This window comes from Methylibium sp., from assembly GCF_035762065.1.
Taxonomy (GTDB): domain Bacteria; phylum Pseudomonadota; class Gammaproteobacteria; order Burkholderiales; family Burkholderiaceae_C; genus Methylibium.
This window is the reverse complement of record NZ_DASTPW010000021.1, coordinates 1-17,934: the sequence shown is the minus strand read 5'-3', so window position 1 is coordinate 17,934 and position 17,934 is coordinate 1. Positions and strand designations below refer to the sequence as shown.

Sequence of the window (17,934 nt, the reverse complement as noted above, 5' to 3'; positions counted from 1 at the left end):
GTCTCCTTGAAGATGAAGAAACGCTTCGGTGTCGCCGGGCCTGGCGGATTCCAGTCCCGCGGAGCCGGCACCGAAGATCGGCTCGACTCGTGGATGACTGTGCGCTCGCCCGGCACCGGCCACCAGCCGCCGGCCCTTGATTGCGACCTCAAGATTTTCTTGAATCGACCTCCGGGTCGCCCCTCGGTCGGGCCGAGCCGGTACGGGCGCAGCCGCTCGATACCATGCCCTGACATGAGCCTGCGCCTGAAGATCCACCTCATCGTCGGCGTGCTGGTCACGCTGTTCATGCTGGTCGTGATCGGCCTGCAGCTGCGCGGCGCGCGCGACTCGGTGCGCGAGGAGGTCGAGGCCGCCAACCGCGTCGCCTCGCAGCTGCTCAACCGCACCGTGTGGCTGCAAGCGGCGCAGGGCAACCAGGCGATGCTGGCCTTCCTGCACGGACTGGGCCGCGTGCGGGCCAACGAGATCCTGCTCTACGACGCGGCCGGTGCCGAGGTCTACCGCTCGCCGCCGTCGCCCTACAAGTCGGGCCGCGACGCGCCCGAGTGGTTCGAGCCGCTGGTCGCGCCGCCGCCGACCGAGCGCTCGATCGGCTTTCCCGACGGCCGGCTCGCGATCCGCGCCGACCCGTCGCGCGCGATCCTCGACGCCTGGGACCAGCTCGTCGAGCTGACCGTCGTCGCGGCCCTGCTGCTGGTGGCGATCAACGTGGTGGTGCACGGGCTCGTCGGCGGCGCGGTGCGGCCGTTTCGCGACATCGTCGGCGCGCTCGGCCGGCTCGAAGGCGGTGAACTCGACGTGCGCCTGCCACCGCTGGCCGGCAGCGAAGCGGCGACGATCGGGCAGGCGTTCAACCGCATGGCCGCGGGCGTCGGCGAACGCATCGAAGCCGAGCGCCGCGTCGCGCAGGCCGAGCGCGAGCTGTCCGACCGGCGCGACCTGGCCCGCTGGATCGACCGCCATCTCGAACAGGAGCGCAGGCTGATCGCGCGCGAGCTGCACGACGAGCTGGGCCAGTCGGTCACCGGCATCCGCAGCCTCGCGTTGAGCGTCGCGCAGCGCGTCGAACCGCGCGACGCCGACGCCGCGCGGGCGGCGCGCGTGATCGCCGACGAGAGCTCGCGCCTGTACGACGCGATGCACGGGCTGATCCCGCGGCTCGCGCCGCTGGTGCTCGACGTCTTCGGCCTCGCCGATGCGCTGCGCGATCTCGCCGAGCGCAGCCGCGTCGCGCATCCGCAGCTCGAACTCGCGCTCGACGTCGCGCTGAGCCAGGTCGAGCTCGGCAGCGAAGCGACGCTCGCGGTCTATCGCGCCGCGCAGGAGGGCTTGACCAACGCGCTGCGCCACGGCCAGGCGCGCAAGGTCCGCATCACGCTCGCCGCGGCCGAGCGCGGCGGCGAGCCGGGCACCCGCCTCGTGGTTCGCGACGACGGCCGCGGCCTCGCGCCCGACTGGCAGCAACGCGCGCGCACCGACGGCGATCACTACGGGCTGCGCTGGCTCACCGAGCGCGTCGAGGCGCTCGGCGGCGCTTTGGGCATCGCGAACGCCGAAGGCGGCGGCGTGGCGCTCGAAGTCTGGCTGCCTGCCGGCATCGAGGACGAGGAGCCCGCCGCCGTGATGCCGCAGAAGGAAGTCGCATGACCCGCGACGACCATGCCGTCGTGCGCATGGGTTTGGCTGCGCCGAACCCATGAGGAGGTGACATGACCCGCGTGATGCTCGTCGACGACCATGCCGTTGTGCGCATGGGTTTCAGGATGCTGCTCGCGAATGCCGGCGTCGAGGTCGTCGCCGAGGCCGATACCGGCGAGGAAGCCTGCCAGCAGGTGCCGAAGGCCAAGCCCGATGTCGTCGTGATGGACCTCTCGATGCCCGGCATGGGCGGTCTGGAAGCGGTGCGGCGGCTGCTCGCGCAGGACGCCAAGCTGCGCATCCTGGTGCTTTCGGCACACGAGGACACCGCGCATCCGCAGCGCGTGCTGCGCGCCGGCGCGCTCGGCTACCTGGCCAAGCGAGCCGCGCCCGAGGCGCTGATCGCGGCGGTGAGCGCGGTCGCGCGCGGCGAGCGCTATGTCGATGCGCAGACGGCGCAGCGGCTCGCGGTCGCGCAGCTCGACGGCGAGGCCAGCCCAGCCGAGACCCTGAGCGAACGCGAGTTCTCGGTCTTCCTGCACCTCGCCAGAGGCGCGAGCGTCGCGCAGATCGCCGAGACGCTGAAGCTTTCGCCCAGCACCGTCGGCACGCACCTCTACCACATCAAGCAGAAGCTCGGCGCGAGCAACCAGAGCGAGATCACGCTCGTCGCGTTGAGGTGGGGCTTGATCGAGGCCTGAGCGGCGTTTCGCCGACACTGCGGCGGCCTCCGCGGCGCGGGTGCCCGGCTCCCGAAAGCTGGGCTGCCGCGTCGCCGCGCCGGCAACCTTCAGCTCGACCGGGCCGCGCCGCAACAAAAAGACGCCGCGCCGATGTCGATCGGCGCACCGCCGGCGCGTCGTGCCGGTATCGCACCTTCGTGGACACCGCTTCATGAGCTCCACCACTGCCGCCCTGAACCCGCCGCTGCGCGCAGGCCGTCGCGAATGGATCGGCCTGGCCGTCATCGCGCTGCCCTGCCTGCTGTATTCGATGGACCTGACGGTGCTGAACCTCGCGGTGCCGGCGCTTGCGCGCGAGCTGCAGCCCACGCCCTCGCAGCTGCTGTGGATCATCGACATCTACGGCTTCATGGTCGCCGGCATGCTGGTGACGATGGGCACGCTGGGCGACCGCATCGGCCGGCGCCGCCTGCTCTTGATCGGCGCGGCGGCCTTCGGCGTGGCCTCGGTGCTGGCCGCCGCGTCGAACAGCGCCGGCATGCTGATCGCGACGCGTGCACTGCTCGGCGTGGCCGGCGCGACGCTCGCGCCTTCGACGCTGTCGCTGATCCGCAGCATGTTCCACGACCCGCGCCAGCGCACCACCGCGATCGGCATCTGGATCTCGTCGTTCTCGCTCGGCGCGGCGATCGGGCCGGTGGTCGGCGGCGCGCTGATCGAATTCTTCTCCTGGCGCGCGGCCTTCCTGATCAACGTGCCGGTGATGCTGCTGTTGCTCGCGCTCGGTCCGTCGCTCCTGCCCGAGTTCCGCGACCCGCAGGCGCGCCGCATCGATCTGCCCAGCGCCGCGATGTCGATCGCCGCGGTGCTGCCGACGATCTACGGCCTCAAGCGCCTCGCCGAGCAGGGCTTCGTGCTCGATTCGCCGGCCGCGCTGCTGCCCTGGGCCGCGATGCTCGCCGGCCTGGCGGTCGGCGTCGCCTTCGTGCACCGCCAGCGCCGGCTCGCCGAACCGCTGATCGACCTGGGCCTGTTCCGTGCGCATGGCTTCACGCCGGCGCTGGTGATCTACATGACCGGCGGGCTGGTGATGTTCGGCGTGTTCGTGTTCATCGCGCAGTACCTGCAGCTGGTGCTCGGGCTGAACGCGCTGCAGGCCGGCTGGTGGATGGTGCCTTCGGCGCTGGGCTTCGTCGTCGGCTCGACGGTGACGCCGCGGCTGGTCGGGCGCGTCTCGGTCCGCGTGCTGATCGTCGGCGGGCTTGCGATCAGCGCGGTGTCGTTGCTCGTGCTCGCGGCGGCCGGCCCGGCCAGCGGCCCGGCGCTCGTGGTCGGCGGCCTGCTGCTGCAGGCGATCGGCATGGCGCCGGTGTTCACGCTGGCCACCGAGCTGATCGTCGGCAGCGTCGAACCCGAACGCGCGGGCGCGGCTTCGGCCATGAGCGAAACCTGCGCCGAATTCGGCGGCGCCCTCGGCATCGCGATCTTCGGCAGCCTCGGCACCGCGATCTACCGCGTGGCGATGGCCGACGCCGACGCGGGGGCGGTGCCGGCCGGCGCGGCGCTCGACGCCGCCCGCGCCACGCTCGCCGGCGCGGCGAGCCTCGCGCAGCAACCGGGCGGCAGCGCGCTGCTCGGCGCGGCGCACGACGCTTTCGTGCAGGGCCAGCGTGTCACGCTGTGGATCGGCGCCACGCTGCTCGCGGCGACGGCGGTGATGGCGAAGCTCACGCTGCGCTCCGGAACAAGCGCGCCGCACGGCAGCGAGGCGGGGGCCTGAGGCCCGAGCGCGCTGCCGCCTCAGCCGCCCGCTTGCGGCGGCACCGCGTGCAGCACGCCGCCGGGCCGCACGAACTGGCCACCGCCGAGGTGGTGGATGGTCTGCAGCTCGGCGTTGTCGTCGCGAAAGCTCCAGTGGCCGTCGGCGAACACGCGCGGGTCGGCCGCGGCAGCGACGACCTCGCCGAAACAGGTGTCGTAGGCGTCCTCGGTGTGCGGCTCGCGGATCAGCCGGCATTCGAGCCAGGCCGCGCAGCCGCTTTCGACGATCGGCATGCCGAGCACCGGGCCGGCCGCGGCGGCGATGCCGAAGGCGGAGAACTTGTCGTGCTCCCGGCCGCTCGACTGGCCCACCGCATGCGTCACGTCGACCAGCCCGGTGCCTGGCAGGCAGAGGCCGAAGCCCCCGGCGGCCACGACGAGCTCGCGCGTCCACGTCTTCTTGTCGATCACGACCGCGATGCGCGGCGGCGTGAACTCGACCGGCATCGACCACGCCGCCGCCATCACGTTGCGGCGGCCGCCGTGCGCGCTGGTCACGAGCACCGTCGGGCCGTGGTTGACGAGCCGGCTCGCGTGATGGAGCGCGACGGGGCGGAAGTTCGAAGGCATGAAGTGCTCCAGCGGGCGGACGGCAAGTGTGACGAGCCGCGCCGCAGCGGGCCGCGGCGCAGCGCTAAGCCAGCAGACGGCGGCGGTCTTCGCTGCCCAGCCAGCACCACTGGCCCGGCGCGAGCTCGTCGGGCAAGGTCAGCGAGCCGATCGCCGATCGATGCAGCGCCTCGCAGCGGTTGCCCACGGCGGCCAGCATGCGCTTGACCTGGTGGTACTTGCCTTCGCCGAGCGTGAGCCGCAGCGTCGTCGCGCCGGTGCGTTCGGCGGCGAGCGCACGCACCGGCGCCGGGTCGCCGCGCGCTTCGCGCGCCTCGTCACGCAGCACCACGCCTTCGAGCAACCGCGCGATCTGCGCATCGTCGACCGCGTGCTTCGCAGTCACCTCGTAGACCTTCGGCACGTGGTGCTTCGGCGAGGTGAGGCGATGCAGCAGCGGCCCGTCGTCGGTGAGCAGCAGCGCGCCGGTGGTGTCCGCATCGAGCCGGCCGACCGCCTGCACGCCACCCTTGCCGCGCTGGCGCAGCGGTGCCGGCAACAGCGTCATCACGCTCGGATGGGCACCGGGCCTCTGCGAGCACTCGTAGCCGGCCGGCTTGTGCAGCAGGATCAGCGCTCGCTCGTGCCACGGCCACGCGCGGCCGTCAACCTCGAACGCGAAGCCCTCTGCAACGTCGGCCTCGGCCTCGGGATCGTCGATCGCCGCGCCGCCATGGGCCACGCGGCCGCCGGCGACCAGCGCCTCGCACTCGCGACGCGTGCCGAAACCTTGGGTGAAGAGCAGGTGGGACCAGCGCACGTCGGACCTCGCTTGGTGGAGTGCACGATGTTCGCAAAGCCGATGCTGGCTTCGTGCGACCGCCGACGGCTGCCGCGCGGCCTGGGGAGACTGCGTGGCCATCGTTCAGGCGTCGCCTATGAAACGCTCCATCGGCTCTGGGTCGGGTTCGCCACCGCGTTCGCCATCGTCGCCGCCTTCCTCGCCTTCGAGTCCGTCGGCGCGCCGACCCGCATCGCCCGAGTCGCGCAAGCGCCAACGGACTGATGACCTGCCATCGCCGCGCGCAGGATCTTCCACCGCTCAGGCGGACAGCAGGGCATCACCCCCGCGCGCCGCGACTCTCCCGCCCGACGCGCTACACGCATTGCCCTTCGACGCCTACGAGCGGGTCGCCGCCGCACTGCAGGGGCCTGACCTGGCGCAACTGGCGCGGACCGGCAAGTCGCATGCGCTGTGGCTTGGGCCGGATCTGCAGGCCGGCCGGCTCATGCGCGCTGTCGGACAGATCGACACCGCGGCGGCCTTCGAGGCCTTGTTGGGAAGCAATGCGACATCAGGGATGGCCGCCAACACCGTGCTCGCGACGGAGGGCCGGCATCGCTTGCAGACTCTGTCCGGATTGATCGGCCGCATTCCCGCGCTGCCGGAGGCCGACCGGCCGCGCGCCTTTACGGCAAGCCTGGAGGCGGCGTCGTCGATCCCGCCGGCGCAGCAGTCATCGGTGCTGCATGAGCTCGTTGCAGCGGCGGGATCGCTGCCCGCCGCTGCGCTTGCGGCGACCGCTCAGGCGCTGCTGCCGCGCATCGCAAGCCAAGCGGACCCCGAGTTCCGCCAGTCGCATCTGACGGCGCTGTTCGGGCGCGTCGGCGAGTGGCCGATGCAGCAGCGGCAGGCCGGAATCGAAGCCGGCTTGGCCGCGATTGCGCAGCTGCCGCAGATGCGACGCGCGGCGCCGCTGAACGCGCTGCTTGCGTCGGCCACCCAGCCGGACGCGCAGCCCACCGCAGCGACATTCCGGGCGTTCGTCGCCGCGATCGCGACACTTGCGCACAACGACCGTGGCTTGCTGCTCGAGGTGCTGCTGCGCCACATGGGCGCACTGCCGCCCTCCGAGGAAGGAGGCGGTGCGCGGCGGCTCGGAGCTTCGCGAAGCGATGCGCGCGATTCGCCGGGAGATTGCTCGGCCGGGCGAAGCCGCACTCGCCCCGTCGTCGAGCGCTGTGTCGCAGGTTGCCGCACTCCCTGCCACGCCCACCCCCGAGCGGGCTGCGTTGTACGGCTTACTGGCTGAAGCGTTGCCCGCGTTGCCGCTGCACGAGCGCTACTTGGAAATGGCTGCGATACAGGATGCGGTCACGCAGCTTCCGACGCCGATGCAGGCCCCGTTGCTCAATGCGTTGATCTTGCAGATCGACTGGCTCGATCCCACGGTGCGAGCAAGAGCCATGCACGGCCACCTCGCCGGCGCCATCACGGCGACGCTGGCCGCGCAGTCCCAACCGGAGCTGCAAGCAGGGCAGCCGCTACCGCTGGCCGAACTGATCGAGCGCCTTCCAGTCCTGTCGCCGCATGCCCAGCGCGGGCTGCTGCGCGATGCGCATCGGCTGATGCAGCCGCTGTCGGACGCGCAGCAGGCCTCGGTGCTGCCGCTGTTGCTGCGGCCGGACCTGCTGACCGAGCACCGCATCAGCTTCTTTGCCGAGGGGATGGACTGGGTCCAGTCCCTGCCGGGGGCGCTGCGCGGGAACCCGCTGTCCGCGCTCGCGTTTTCGATCGGCTCGCTGCCGCCCGAGGAACGCCCCAGCGCTCGCGATCAATTCTTGCGGCAACTCGCCGACCTGCCCGCCGAGCAGCGTCAGCACCCGCTCGGCACCATGGCGAACGACCTCGCAGTGCTGCCCCAACCCGAACGAGAGGGGGTGGCACAGCTGCTGATGGTGGTCACCGCGGCCCAGCCTCTGGCATACCAGCCGCTGCCGCTGGCGAACCTCGTGGCGAACCTGCCGAGACTGAACTTGGACGCGGCAGCCGAGCTGAGCCGGCAGCTCGCCGCAGCCGTCGCCCTGCAGCCGCCGTCCATCGCGGCTCCGCTGCTGGGCCAGCTGATCCGCAACGTACGGCCTGCGCAAGGAGGCGACCCCGACGATTTGCGTTTCGCGGCGCTGTACCAAGCGATCGCCCCACTCGCGGCGCCGCAACGCGCGGTCGCGTTGAATGTGCTCGCTCGCGAAATCACCGATCCGGACGAAGGTTGGGAAGTACAGGGACAAGCGGCTCGCTTCCGGGCGATCCTGGCAGCGCTGCCCGGCCTGCCCCCGCGAGCCCACGCCGACGTGCTCGAGCGCCTCATCGGCGATCTTGCAGGCATGGACCCGGACGATGAGCAGCTCGCGAGTGTGGCCATCGAGCAGTCGATCGGTACCCTCGGGCCGGAGTACCGCATGCCACTGCAGCAACTCCTGGACGCCCACCGAGCCGGCGCGTCCGACGACGAGGACGGCTGGCACTGACGTTCGACTGGGTCGGACGCGCCCGAGTGAACGGCCGCGTCTCGGGGACGCGGCGTCAGGCGAACACGCCCGCCGTGTCCTGCATCCGCGCGCTGACCTCGCCGAGGTGGTGCACGCTGTCGCCCCAGGCCAGCTCGAGCATCGCCAAACGCTTGAAGTAGTGGCTCGCGACGTACTCGTCGGTCACGCCGATCCCGCCGTGCAGCTGGATGCACTGCTGGCTCACGAAACGCATGCTCTGGCCGAGCTGCAGCTTGGCCTGCGAGAGCGCGCGCCGGCGGGTGGCGCGCGCCTCGCCGAGCTTGAGCGTCGCGAAGTAGCTCATCGAGCGCGCGAGTTCGAGCTGCATCTTCACGTCGGCGATGCGATGGCGCAGCGCCTGGAAGCTCGCGATCGTCACGCCGAACTGCTTGCGCGTGTTCATGTACTCGACGGTGATGGCGAGCAGCTTGTCCATCGCGCCGACGGCTTCGGCGCAGGCGGCGGCGAGGCCGACGTCGGCGGCGTGCTCGATCGTGTCGTGGGCGTCGCGCGCGATCAGCGCCGCGGGCGTCGAGGCGAGCGTCAGGTCGGCGGCACGGGCGCCGTCCTGCGTCGGGTAGGCGCGCAGGGCCGAAGCTTCGGCGCCGCGCTCGACGAGGAAGAGCGCGATGCCGGTCGGATCGTCGTCGTCGCCGGTGCCGGCCGCGTGGGTGCGCGCGGGGACGATGAAGGCATCGGCTTCGTCGCCGGCCGGCACGAGCTGCTTGGCGCCGCTGAGTCGCCACGTGCCGCCGGCTTCGACCGCACGCGTGGTCACGTGCGCGAGCCGGTAGCGGGCCGCGCGCTCCTGGAGCGCCGGGACGACCAGCGCGGAGCCGTCGGCGATGCGGGCGCACCAGGCTTCGCGCAGCCTTTGAGGCGCCTTCGCGAGCAGCGCCGGCGTCACCAGCGCCGCCTCGGCAAAGGGCGCATTGACGAGCCCGCGGCCGAGTTCCTCCATCACCACCATCGCCTCGACGGCGCCGAAGCCCATGCCGCCGTCGGCCTCGGGCAGCGCGAGCGCGGCGAGGCCCAGCTGGGCCAGTTCGCCATAGACCTCGCGCGTCTTGCCGCCGGCCTTGGCCAGCGCATGCCGCCGCTCGAAGCCGAAGCCCTTGTCGACCCAGCGCGCGACGGCGTCGCGCAGCGAGTTCTGGTCGTCGGTGAAGTCGAAGTCCATGCTCAGCTTCCCAGGACGGTTTGCGCGACGATGTTCTTCTGCACTTCGTTCGAGCCGCCGTAGATCGTCGTCTTGCGAGTGTTGAAGTAGGTCGAGGCGAGCGGCGCCAGGTGCGCGGCCCCGACGTGGTCGCCTTGCCAGCCGGCTTCCATCGCCTCGAAGACGAAGGCACGCACCAGCGGCCCGCCGATCAGCATCATGAGCTCGGTGTACTGCTGCTGCAGTTCGGAGCCGCGGATCTTCAGCAGGCCGGCGACGTCGAGGCTCTGCTTGCCCGACTTCTCCGCGCTGAGCACGCGCAGCACCATCATCTCGAGCGCCACCACATCGACCTCGACCTGCGCGATGCGGTCGCGCCAGCGCAGGTCGTCGCTGCCGTTTCCCATCAGGCCCTCGGCTTGCGCGACGCGCTTGAGCCGCTCCAGCTCGCGCTTCGCGCGGTTCACGTCGGCGATGTTGGTGCGCTCGTGCGCGAGCAGGTACTTGGCGTAGGTCCAGCCCTTGTTCTCCTCGCCGACCAGCTGGTCGGCCGGCACCTCGACGTTGTCGAACCAGACCTCGTTGACCTCGTGCTCGCCGTCCATCGTGATGATCGGCCGCACGCTGACGCCCGGGCTTTTCATGTCGATCAGCAGGAAGCTGATGCCCGTCTGCGGCTTGCCGCTGGTGTCGGTGCGCACGAGGCAGAAGATCCAGTCGCCGTGCTGGCCGAGCGTGGTCCAGGTCTTCTGGCCATTGACGATGTACTTGTCGCCGCGTCGCTCGGCCTTGCACTTGAGCGAGGCGAGGTCGGAGCCCGAGCCCGGCTCGCTGTAGCCCTGGCTCCACCAGACCTCGCCGCTCATGATCCCGGGCAGGAAGCGCCGTTGCTGCTCGGGCGAGCCGAAGGCCATGATGACCGGCGCGACCATCACCGGCCCGAAGGGCACGATGCGCGGCGCGCCGGCCAGCGCGCATTCCTCTTCGAACAGGTGGCGCTGCACCGCGTTCCAGCCGGGGCCGCCGAAGGCCTTGGGCCAGGCCCAGCCGTGCCAGCCCTGCTTGCCGAGGATGCGCGCCCAGCGCTGGTGGTCGCTCTTGTCGAGCCGCAGCGCGTGCTTCACCTTGAAGGAGATGTCCGCGGGCAGGTTGGCCGCCACCCAGCCCCGAACCTCGTCGCGGAAGGCCTGTTCCTCAGGCGTGAATCGAAGGTCCATCGCACGTCTCCTGCAGCGGGCGCACAGGTTTAGCACGACCGTTCGAAGAAGGTCTGTCCCGGCGACGACAGACCCACGAGCGCCGCCGCTCCGGCATCGCCGCCGGCTCGGCCGCGCGCGGCCGAGGAGCGCAGGGCGGTCAGAACCGGCGTTCGAGCGTGAGGGTGTCGTTCTCGCGCTTCATCTGGAAGCGGTTGAGGTAGCTGTTGCCGAGCAGCACGTAGGGCATCGGCATCGGCGCGACGGTGGCCTCGACGTTGAACACCTCGACGTCGCCGATGCGCACCGAATTCAGCTGCACCCGGTAGGCGGCCGTCACGCCGTTGGCGGTGCTCACGCCGATGCGCTGGCCGTTCTTGTAGGTGATGCCCAGGCGCTGCGCTTCGTCCTCGCCCATCGCGACCGTGGTGGCGCCGGTGTCCACCATCATCCGCACGCCGCGGCCGTTGATCTGGCCGTTGGCGATGAAGTGGCCGCGGCCGTCGCTGGACAGCGACACCGTGCTGCCGTTCGAAGCGCCGCCGTCGCCGCCGAAGCGCACCGCGGCTTCGCCCAGACGCACCGTGCGGCGCTTGCCGTCGATCTCGACCACCGCCTGGTTCGCATCGACCGACAGCAGCCGCACGCCCTGCACGCTGGAGCCGACGGCCAGCACCCTGGGCGCGGCGCCGTCGATCGAAAGCAGCGCCTGCCGGCCCATCTGGCCGGTCAGCGCGACGCTGCGGCCTTCGGCCTGCACCGCGGTGGAGACGAGGGCTGACAGCAGCGCGGCGATCGGCAGGGCAGACGGTTTCATGCGCCGCATGTTCGGCCAGAGCCGAGGCGTCGCGCTGCCGACGGCGGCGCCGCGACAGCACTCGGTCACAGAAACCCCGGTGAAGCCGGGCGCCGGTTCGCCTGGGCATCGAACGCTTCGCCGCCCGGGTGCGGCCGACGTGCGGCGTTCGCACACTCGGTTCACGCCATTCGCTTGCCGACATGAAACGCACCATCGGGTCCATCTCGGGTTCGTCGCCGCCGGCGAGCCCGCCGCGCCAACGCCCGACGTCGTCGTCGGGCGCCGGTCCGAGCCGACGTGCGACGAGCCCCGACGGCCTGCAGGCACGGGACTCGGCGTCGCCGTCGTCTCCGGGCGGCGCCGACGCGCCGCGGCCGCCGCGCACCACGCTCCTGCCGCCGCCTGCCGCGATCGTGCTGCCGCCGCCTCGCGGCGCGCTGGCCGATCTGCCGAACGACGCCTTCGAGGCGCTCGGCAGCCGCCTCGGCCCGCGCGCACGCGCGGCCCTCGCCGTGGCCTCGAAGTCGTTCGCGGCGAGCGAGGCGCCCGAGTTGCAGGCCGATCGCGTGATGCTCGCCACCAGCCGCGTGCAGACGGCGCAGGGCTTTCGCGAACTGCTCGGCGACCCTGCCGCGCCTGCCCGGGGCACCGTTCTCGCGCTCGACAGCCGGCCGCGGTCGCGGGCCTTGCAGGCCCTCATCCCGCGCATGGCCGAACTGCCGGCGCCGCAACGGCTGCCGGCTTTCCTCGCAAGCCTGGAGCAGGTTGCGGAGCTGCCGCGACCGCTGCGCCCCCGGCTGCTGAGCACACTGACGCAGCAGGCGTGGCTGTCGCTGCCGCCGCAGCAGCTCGGCGCAGCCTGGCCGGCGCTGCTGACGCAGGTCGAACGCGAGCCCGCGCCGGTGCGGGGCATGCTGCTGCCGGCTCTGCTGACAGTCCAGCAGCGCATGCATCCGGCGCAACGGCACGCCGCCCTGAACGCGAGCTTCGCCGCGGTCGATCGCCTGCCGCCGGACCGCCGCACGACGTCGATGCAGGCGCTGCTCGGATCGCTTCGCAACGCGCCGCCCGTGCTCGAGCTGCGCCGAATCGCCACCGGCCTGGCGGCCGTCGCCGAGTCGCCCGCACACCAGCGCCCGGCGATGCTGGTGTCGCTGGCGCTCGGCATCGCCGCGCTGCCGCCCGAGGGCGAGGAGGCGCAACCGACCCCCGCCGATTCGCAGCGCCGCCAGGGCATGCGCGGGGTCCGCGACGCGGTCCAGGCACTGCCGCTGGCCGAGCGGGCCGAGCCCTTGCGCGCGCTGGCCGGCATGCTGCCGCATTTGCCGCTGCGGGAGCGGTCGTGGGAGACCTTCGCGCTCAGGCATGCCATCGAGCAGCTGCCCGAAGACGCGATGGCGCCGGCGCTCACCGCGCTGTTCAACCAGGCCCGTTTCCTTCCGGCGGCGGACCGGCCGCGGGCCTTGATGGAGGACTTGCCCCGGGCCGTCGCGCTGGCCGGCCAGGGCGGACCGATCCATCAAGCGCCGATGACCGCCTGGGTGGCGCGGATCGCCGACATCCCGCCTCACATGCAGCTCGACGCCCTGCGCTCCGCGCATCAGGCCCTGCAGGCGCTGCCGGAGCCGCAGCGGGCCGAAGTTCTCGTGCGGCTGATCGCCCCGCAGGTGTTCGCGCGGGAGCGCGGCGACGTCGTCCGCGAGGGCATCGGGTGGGCGAGCGCCTTGGACGCCCAGCATCGCCCGCCCGTGCTGGCCGCGCTAGCGCGCGCCATCCCGGCCGTGGCGCCGGCCGAGCGCGCCGAGCTCACGCAGCAGCTGTTGACGACGATCGCGGGCCAGCCGGCGGACCTCGGCGCGGCGCCCATGCACCACCTCCTGACGACCTTGGGCTTGCTGGCCCAGAACGACGATTTCGCCAACGGCTTCGACGTGCTGCGCGAGGGCATCGCCCAGTTGCCGCGTCCGCAGCGAGCCATGCCGCTGCGCGCCTTGGCCGACGACATCGCGCAGTGGCCCGCCGGCGGTCAGCCGCAACGATTCGCCGCGATTCGCGCCGCCATGACGGACCTGCCCGACGCGGACCAGGCGCAGGTACTGGGAAACCTGATCGACAACTTCGAGAGCCTGCTCGTTGCGGACCAGCCACAGGAAAGGGCCGCCTTGCGTGCCGCCATCGAGGGATGGGCGCGGAACACACTCGCCGTGGACGACCCGCTGCCGGGACGGACCGCGCGCGATGTCCGGCACTGGCGTCGAAGTGAGCGCAACGACATGCTCGACCGTCTGAACGGCTTGTAGCGAGCCGGCCGAGCTGCCGCGCGCGGCAGCGCGCGCTCAGTCGCGGAAGTTCGTGAACGTGAGCGGCGCGTCGGCCGCTTCCTTCTTGATCAGCGCCATCGCCGCCTGCAGGTCGTCGCGCTTCGCGCCGGTCACGCGCACCGTGTCGCCCTGGATGGCCGCCTGCACCTTCAGCTTGCTGGCTTTCACCGCCTGCTGGATCTTCTTCGCGGTGTCGCCGTCGATGCCGGCCTTGACGACGATCTTCTGCTTGAGCTTGTCGCCGCCGATCTTTTCGGGCTTGGCGCTGGTGTCGAGGAAGCGCGCATCGACGCTGCGCTTGGTGAGCTTGGCCATCAGCACGTCCATCACCTGGGCGAGCTGGAAGTCGCTGTCGCCGTAGAGCGTGAGCTCCTTGTCCTTCAGCTCGGCCCTGGCCGACGTGCCCTTGAAATCGAAGCGCGTGCCGATCTCCTTGCCGGCCTGATCGACCGCGTTGCGCACCTCGACGAGGTTGGGTTCGAGCACGGTGTCGAAGCTGGGCATGGCGGTTCCGTGACGATGGTGTTCGGGTGGATCGACTATCTTCGGGGCGGAAAAAATTCTGCCATGTCGGCCCTGCCTCAACGACCCCACGACCCTGCCGCCGAGCCCGCGGTGCGCCTCGAAACGCGCGTGAGCCTGAGGCCCTACAACAGCTTCGGCCTGCCGGCGATCGCCGAGCGGCTGGTGCGCGTGAGAAGCGAAGCGCAACTGCGCGCGGTGCTCGCCGACCCGGCGCTGGCGCGCTGGCCCAGGAAGCTGCTCGGCGGCGGCAGCAACCTCGTGCTGACGCGCGACCTCGACGCGCTGGTGCTGAAGATCGAGATCGCCGGGCGCCGGCTCGTGCGCCGCGACGAACGGCTCGCGATCGTCGAAGCCGGCGCCGGCGAGAACTGGCACGGCTTCGTCGCGTGGACGATGGCGCAAGGCCTGCCGGGGCTGGAGAACCTGGCGCTGATCCCGGGCAGCGTCGGCGCCTCGCCGGTGCAGAACATCGGCGCCTACGGCGTCGAGCTGAAGGACCGCTTCGACTCGCTCGATGCGATCGATCTGGAAACCGGCCAGATGCGCGTGTTCGGCAAGAGCGACTGCCGCTTCGGCTACCGCGACAGCGTCTTCAAGCACGCGTGGGCGGGCCGCCTCGCGATCACCCGCGTGCGCTTCGCGCTGCCGCAGCCGCCGGTCGCGGAGGTCGGCTACCTCGATCTGCAGCGCCGCATCGCCGAGACCGGCATCAGCCATCCGAGCCCTCAGCTGGTGTTCGACTGGATCTGCGCGATCCGCCGCGCCAAGCTGCCCGACCCTTCGGTGATCGGCAACGCCGGCAGCTTTTTCAAGAACCCGGTGGTCACGCCCGAGCAGTGCCGCGACATCATCGCCCGCGACCCTTCGGTCGTGCACTACCCGATGCCCGACGGCAGCTTCAAGCTCGCCGCCGGCTGGCTGATCGAGGCCTGCGGCTGGAAGGGCAAGACGGTCGGCCAGGCGGGCGTCTACGACAAGCAGGCGCTGGTCCTCGTGAACCGAGGCCAGGCGATCGGCGGCGAGATCGTCACGCTGGCCAAGGCGATCCAGGAAAGCGTCTACGGCCGTTTCGGCATCCGCCTCGAACCCGAACCGGTGGTCTGGTAAGGCCGCGAAGGAGAACGCGATGACGCAGTGGCACAACGGCATGCGAAAGAGCGGTGCGGACGAGGTCTACGCGCCCGAGGAGGTCGCCGCCCGGCTGGCCGCCGAGCTGCCGCACTGGACCTACGAGGACGGCTGGATCCGCCGCAAGTACAAGACGAGCGGCTGGAAGGCGACGCTGATGGTGGTCAACACCGTCGGCCACCTTGCCGAGGCCGCCTGGCACCACCCGGACCTCGCCGTCAGCTACGCCTTCGTGATCGTCAAGCTGGTGAACCACGCGGCCAAGGGCGTGACGGAGAAGGACTTCGCGCTGGCGAAGAAGATCGAGGAGGTCGTCCAGTGGCAGCCCGCGAAGGAAGCGGACGCGGCGCTCGAGGGCACGCCGAACGACGACGCGCGGTTCAAGTACCTCAAGTACGACGCCTGAGGCGCGCGGCCGGCCGGCGCGCAGGCGCCGCGCAGCAAGAAGGCACGCGCATTGCCCGTGCGTCGCTTACCAGTCGTCACGACCGTGCTGCATCCCGCGGCACCGGGCTGCCGTACCTACGCTCTCAGAAACGACGGACGTCGTCACTTCCCGCAGCAACACCATGTCCTCATCCGGTACGCAAAGGGCCGCGTCGCCGAACGATGCCCAGTGGCTCACCGAGCAGCTGCGCTCTTCGCGGCTGACCGTGCTGTGCGGCGAGGCCGGCGACTCGATGACGGAACTGCTGACCTCCGGCGTGCTGCCGCAGCTGCAGCGCCGCGCGGTCGACCGCCAGCCTCCGCCGCCGCCGAGCCGGACGGCCCAGGTTCTGCCGTTCCCTGATCGTCGGGCGGCGCGCAGCGAAGCGGCCGAGGTCTGCATCTATTTCGATCATTGGGGCGAATCGCCGCGGCACGCGCTCGTCGAGCGGCTGCTCGACGCGATCGGCGACCGCGCCCGCCGCGCGGCGGCCGGCGACGGCCTGCCGGTGCGGCTCGGCGAGAAGCTGTCGGCGCTTTCGCAGCGCTTCGGGCTGCGCATCCTGCTCGTGCTCGACCGCTTCGACGAATGCCTGACCGCGCCGGCCGAACGCCCCGACCTGCGCGCGCTGCGCGACGAGATCCTCGCGGCGATCAACCTGGTGCAGTCGCCGGTGCAGTTCCTGCTGGTGCTGCGCGAGGACGGCGAGCCGCTGCTGCACCAGCTGCGCCGGCGCATCGAGGGCTTCGACGCGGTGCGCAAACCGCTTCCCGGCACCCAGGCGAGCGTGCGCGGGCCGGCTGAGTTCTCGTCGATCGCGGCCCAAGCGCCGCAACCTACCCAGCCGCCCGACGCGCGGCCGACGGGGCGCACCGAGGCGGTCTATGCGTCGATCGCCGGGTGGCTCGAGCGCAGCGCGCGCACCCGGGCGCCGCAGGCCGCGGCGCCGGCGGGGCCGGCCAAGCCGGTGGACGAAGCGGCGCCCGAGCCGTTCGACGGCGGCGCGCCGCCCGCGGCCCAGGCGATCGAGCTGCCGGCATTCGCGGGCGAGCCGCGGGGCGCGGCCCCGGGTCTGGAGTTCGCCGCACCGCTGCGCGAGCCGGTGACGCTCGAGCCGGCCGGCGCTGCAGCGCGCGAGCCGGCACAGGCGGCCCAGCGGCCGCAGCGCGCGGCCGCCGCGGCCCCACCGTTGCCCGGCGCCGCCACGGCGCCACCGGCCGTGCAACCGCTGCATGCCGTGGCCGTGAGCGGGCCGGTGCCGCCGGCCACATCGAGCGAAAGCCCGGCAGGGTTGGAGCGGATCGCCGCCGAGGTGGCCGACGACGTCCAGACCTGGGCCGAGCACGACGACGAGCCGGGCGAGTTCCATGCGCTCAGCGTCGTCGTCCCCGGCGAGCCGGACGCGCCGACGATCCCGCGGCCTGCGGCCGAAGTGCCGGCAGAAGCCGAGCGGGAGGCGCCGTCGCAGGTGCAGGCCGAGGCCATGCAGGTCTCGTCAACCGACGCCGCGCAGACCGCGCCGACCGAAGCCGTGCAGGCCGCGCCCGCAGAAGTCGAGCCGACAGCACGGCCCGAACCCGAGCCCGCAGTGCCAGCCACGCTGGTCGAAGCCGAGCCCACCGCGCCGACCGAAGCCGTGGCGGGTGGGTCGATCGACGCGGTGCTGGCCCCGCCAGCGCCGCAGCCCTCGGGCATGGAAGCCGTCGCGACGGCCGGCGACGCCGGGCAAGCGCTGGCTTGGGCCGGACGTGCCGAAGAAGACGACGCGCCGGACGCACCCGCGGGCCGCCATCCCGAGGAGGTCGGGCTGCCTGCTGCCGAGCCGGCCGAAGCCGAAGCGGCCGACGCCGAGCAGGTGCGCGCCGGGCCGGCCGCCGGCACTGCGCCACGGCAGGCCGAGGCGGTGCCCGGCGCATCCGACACGGCGCCGAGCGCGTCGGACGCCGCGCCGAATCCGGCCGCCGCCGTGCCGAGTGCAGCCGAGACCGCGCCGCCGCGCGTTCATGCCGCGGCCCCGATCACCTTCGCAGCCGAGCCCGCCGACCTTGCGCCGCAAGCGTCCGACTCGATGCCGCCGCGCGCCATGGCCGAGCTCGACGCCGAAGCGCCCCTCGACGCGGGGGCGTCGGCGGCAGCGGAGCCGGCGAACGCGGGCACCGCGGCCACGCCCGACCGCGAAGCCGAGGCGGAGCAGGCCGACGAGCCACCGCAGCGCATGCGCTACGACGAGCACCCTTTCGAGCCGGACTCCTCGCTGTTCGCCGACACGCGCCCCGGCCCGGATCACCCCGACGACGAAGCGCCGACCGCACCGCTCGCGCGCGATTTCGCGGCCGACGATGCGGCGGCTTC

At 72.1% G+C, this 17,934-nt stretch carries 16 protein-coding genes; 10 read left to right on the top strand and 6 right to left on the bottom strand.

Features of this window, described 5'->3' with window-relative positions; genetic code table 11:
• Positions 1-234 precede the first annotated feature (234 nt).
• The 3 genes from VFR90_RS06570 to VFR90_RS06560 all read left to right on the top strand — a co-directional run bounded on the left by VFR90_RS06570 (position 235) and on the right by VFR90_RS06560 (position 4,104).
• The gene (locus VFR90_RS06570) at positions 235-1,650 is read left to right on the top strand and encodes an ATP-binding protein (protein WP_326405303.1); all 1,416 of its coding nucleotides are present in this window, start codon (positions 235-237) and stop codon (positions 1,648-1,650) included.
• Positions 1,651-1,712: 62 nt separating this feature from the next.
• Positions 1,713-2,342, top strand: a complete 630-nt coding sequence (locus tag VFR90_RS06565; protein ID WP_326405302.1) for a response regulator — start codon at positions 1,713-1,715, stop codon at positions 2,340-2,342.
• Between the two features lie 193 nt (positions 2,343-2,535).
• The gene (locus tag VFR90_RS06560; protein ID WP_326405301.1) at positions 2,536-4,104 is read left to right on the top strand and encodes an MFS transporter; all 1,569 of its coding nucleotides are present in this window, start codon (positions 2,536-2,538) and stop codon (positions 4,102-4,104) included.
• 20 nt (positions 4,105-4,124) lie between these two features.
• Here the strand turns inward: VFR90_RS06560 and VFR90_RS06555 are convergent, their stop codons facing one another.
• Both VFR90_RS06555 and VFR90_RS06550 read right to left on the bottom strand, forming a co-directional pair.
• On the bottom strand, positions 4,125-4,715 hold the full coding sequence (locus tag VFR90_RS06555; RefSeq protein ID WP_326405300.1) for a flavin reductase family protein: 591 nt from the start codon (positions 4,713-4,715) through the stop codon (positions 4,125-4,127).
• Positions 4,716-4,779: 64 nt separating this feature from the next.
• Positions 4,780-5,514, bottom strand: a complete 735-nt coding sequence (locus VFR90_RS06550; RefSeq protein WP_326405299.1) for a 16S rRNA pseudouridine(516) synthase — start codon at positions 5,512-5,514, stop codon at positions 4,780-4,782.
• Positions 5,515-5,541: 27 nt separating this feature from the next.
• On the opposite strand from VFR90_RS06550, the gene VFR90_RS06545 reads away from it, so the two are divergent.
• From VFR90_RS06545 to VFR90_RS06535, 3 genes are all read left to right on the top strand, one after another.
• The gene (locus tag VFR90_RS06545) at positions 5,542-5,760 is read left to right on the top strand and encodes a hypothetical protein (protein ID WP_326405298.1); all 219 of its coding nucleotides are present in this window, start codon (positions 5,542-5,544) and stop codon (positions 5,758-5,760) included.
• A 100-nt stretch (positions 5,761-5,860) separates the two neighbouring features.
• Positions 5,861-6,787: a hypothetical protein gene (locus VFR90_RS06540; RefSeq protein WP_326405297.1), complete on the top strand. Its 927-nt coding sequence runs from the start codon at positions 5,861-5,863 to the stop codon at positions 6,785-6,787.
• Between the two features lie 13 nt (positions 6,788-6,800).
• Positions 6,801-8,006 (top strand): serine/threonine-protein kinase, encoded by a 1,206-nt coding sequence (locus tag VFR90_RS06535; protein ID WP_326405296.1) that lies wholly within the window; start codon positions 6,801-6,803, stop codon positions 8,004-8,006.
• 55 nt (positions 8,007-8,061) lie between these two features.
• Here the strand turns inward: VFR90_RS06535 and VFR90_RS06530 are convergent, their stop codons facing one another.
• The 3 genes from VFR90_RS06530 to VFR90_RS06520 all read right to left on the bottom strand — a co-directional run bounded on the left by VFR90_RS06530 (position 8,062) and on the right by VFR90_RS06520 (position 11,199).
• Positions 8,062-9,207, bottom strand: a complete 1,146-nt coding sequence (locus tag VFR90_RS06530) for an acyl-CoA dehydrogenase family protein (protein WP_326405295.1) — start codon at positions 9,205-9,207, stop codon at positions 8,062-8,064.
• A gap of 2 nt (positions 9,208-9,209) precedes the next feature.
• On the bottom strand, positions 9,210-10,403 hold the full coding sequence (locus VFR90_RS06525) for an acyl-CoA dehydrogenase family protein (protein ID WP_326405294.1): 1,194 nt from the start codon (positions 10,401-10,403) through the stop codon (positions 9,210-9,212).
• 139 nt (positions 10,404-10,542) lie between these two features.
• A complete protein-coding gene (locus VFR90_RS06520) occupies positions 10,543-11,199 on the bottom strand; it encodes a retropepsin-like aspartic protease family protein (RefSeq protein WP_326405293.1) in 657 nt (218 codons plus the stop codon).
• A gap of 182 nt (positions 11,200-11,381) precedes the next feature.
• Between VFR90_RS06520 and VFR90_RS06515 the strand changes: the two genes are divergently transcribed.
• Positions 11,382-13,481 carry a hypothetical protein gene (locus tag VFR90_RS06515; RefSeq protein WP_326405292.1) on the top strand — a complete coding sequence of 700 codons (2,100 nt, stop codon included), beginning with the start codon at positions 11,382-11,384 and terminating at the stop codon, positions 13,479-13,481.
• A 36-nt stretch (positions 13,482-13,517) separates the two neighbouring features.
• Here VFR90_RS06515 and VFR90_RS06510 read toward each other — a convergent pair whose 3' ends face one another.
• Entirely contained in the window at positions 13,518-14,006 is a 489-nt protein-coding gene (locus VFR90_RS06510) for a YajQ family cyclic di-GMP-binding protein (RefSeq protein ID WP_326405291.1), read from the bottom strand.
• Between the two features lie 63 nt (positions 14,007-14,069).
• Here VFR90_RS06510 and murB point away from each other — a divergent pair, with 63 nt between their 5' ends.
• From murB to VFR90_RS06495, 3 genes are all read left to right on the top strand, one after another.
• Positions 14,070-15,134 (top strand): UDP-N-acetylmuramate dehydrogenase, encoded by a 1,065-nt coding sequence (gene murB / locus VFR90_RS06505; protein ID WP_414676500.1) that lies wholly within the window; start codon positions 14,070-14,072, stop codon positions 15,132-15,134.
• A 19-nt stretch (positions 15,135-15,153) separates the two neighbouring features.
• Positions 15,154-15,561 carry a 4a-hydroxytetrahydrobiopterin dehydratase gene (locus tag VFR90_RS06500; RefSeq protein WP_326405290.1) on the top strand — a complete coding sequence of 136 codons (408 nt, stop codon included), beginning with the start codon at positions 15,154-15,156 and terminating at the stop codon, positions 15,559-15,561.
• A 163-nt stretch (positions 15,562-15,724) separates the two neighbouring features.
• Positions 15,725-17,934: nSTAND1 domain-containing NTPase (locus VFR90_RS06495; protein ID WP_524538610.1), on the top strand; the 2,210-nt coding region annotated here is incomplete at its 3' end.

Bases quoted from the DNA above. Each gene is read 5' to 3' on its own strand.
- VFR90_RS06570 (WP_326405303.1), top strand. From the start codon at position 235: ATGAGCCTGCGCCTGAAGATCCACCTCATCGTCGGCGTGCTGGTCACG.
- VFR90_RS06565 (WP_326405302.1), top strand. From the start codon at position 1,713: ATGACCCGCGTGATGCTCGTCGACGACCATGCCGTTGTGCGCATGGGT.
- VFR90_RS06560 (WP_326405301.1), top strand. From the start codon at position 2,536: ATGAGCTCCACCACTGCCGCCCTGAACCCGCCGCTGCGCGCAGGCCGT.
- VFR90_RS06555 (WP_326405300.1), bottom strand. From the start codon at position 4,715: ATGCCTTCGAACTTCCGCCCCGTCGCGCTCCATCACGCGAGCCGGCTC.
- VFR90_RS06545 (WP_326405298.1), top strand. From the start codon at position 5,542: ATGTTCGCAAAGCCGATGCTGGCTTCGTGCGACCGCCGACGGCTGCCG.
- VFR90_RS06530 (WP_326405295.1), bottom strand. From the start codon at position 9,207: ATGGACTTCGACTTCACCGACGACCAGAACTCGCTGCGCGACGCCGTC.
- VFR90_RS06525 (WP_326405294.1), bottom strand. From the start codon at position 10,403: ATGGACCTTCGATTCACGCCTGAGGAACAGGCCTTCCGCGACGAGGTT.
- VFR90_RS06520 (WP_326405293.1), bottom strand. From the start codon at position 11,199: ATGAAACCGTCTGCCCTGCCGATCGCCGCGCTGCTGTCAGCCCTCGTC.
- VFR90_RS06515 (WP_326405292.1), top strand. From the start codon at position 11,382: ATGAAACGCACCATCGGGTCCATCTCGGGTTCGTCGCCGCCGGCGAGC.
- VFR90_RS06510 (WP_326405291.1), bottom strand. From the start codon at position 14,006: ATGCCCAGCTTCGACACCGTGCTCGAACCCAACCTCGTCGAGGTGCGC.
- murB (WP_414676500.1), top strand. From the start codon at position 14,070: ATGTCGGCCCTGCCTCAACGACCCCACGACCCTGCCGCCGAGCCCGCG.
- VFR90_RS06500 (WP_326405290.1), top strand. From the start codon at position 15,154: ATGACGCAGTGGCACAACGGCATGCGAAAGAGCGGTGCGGACGAGGTC.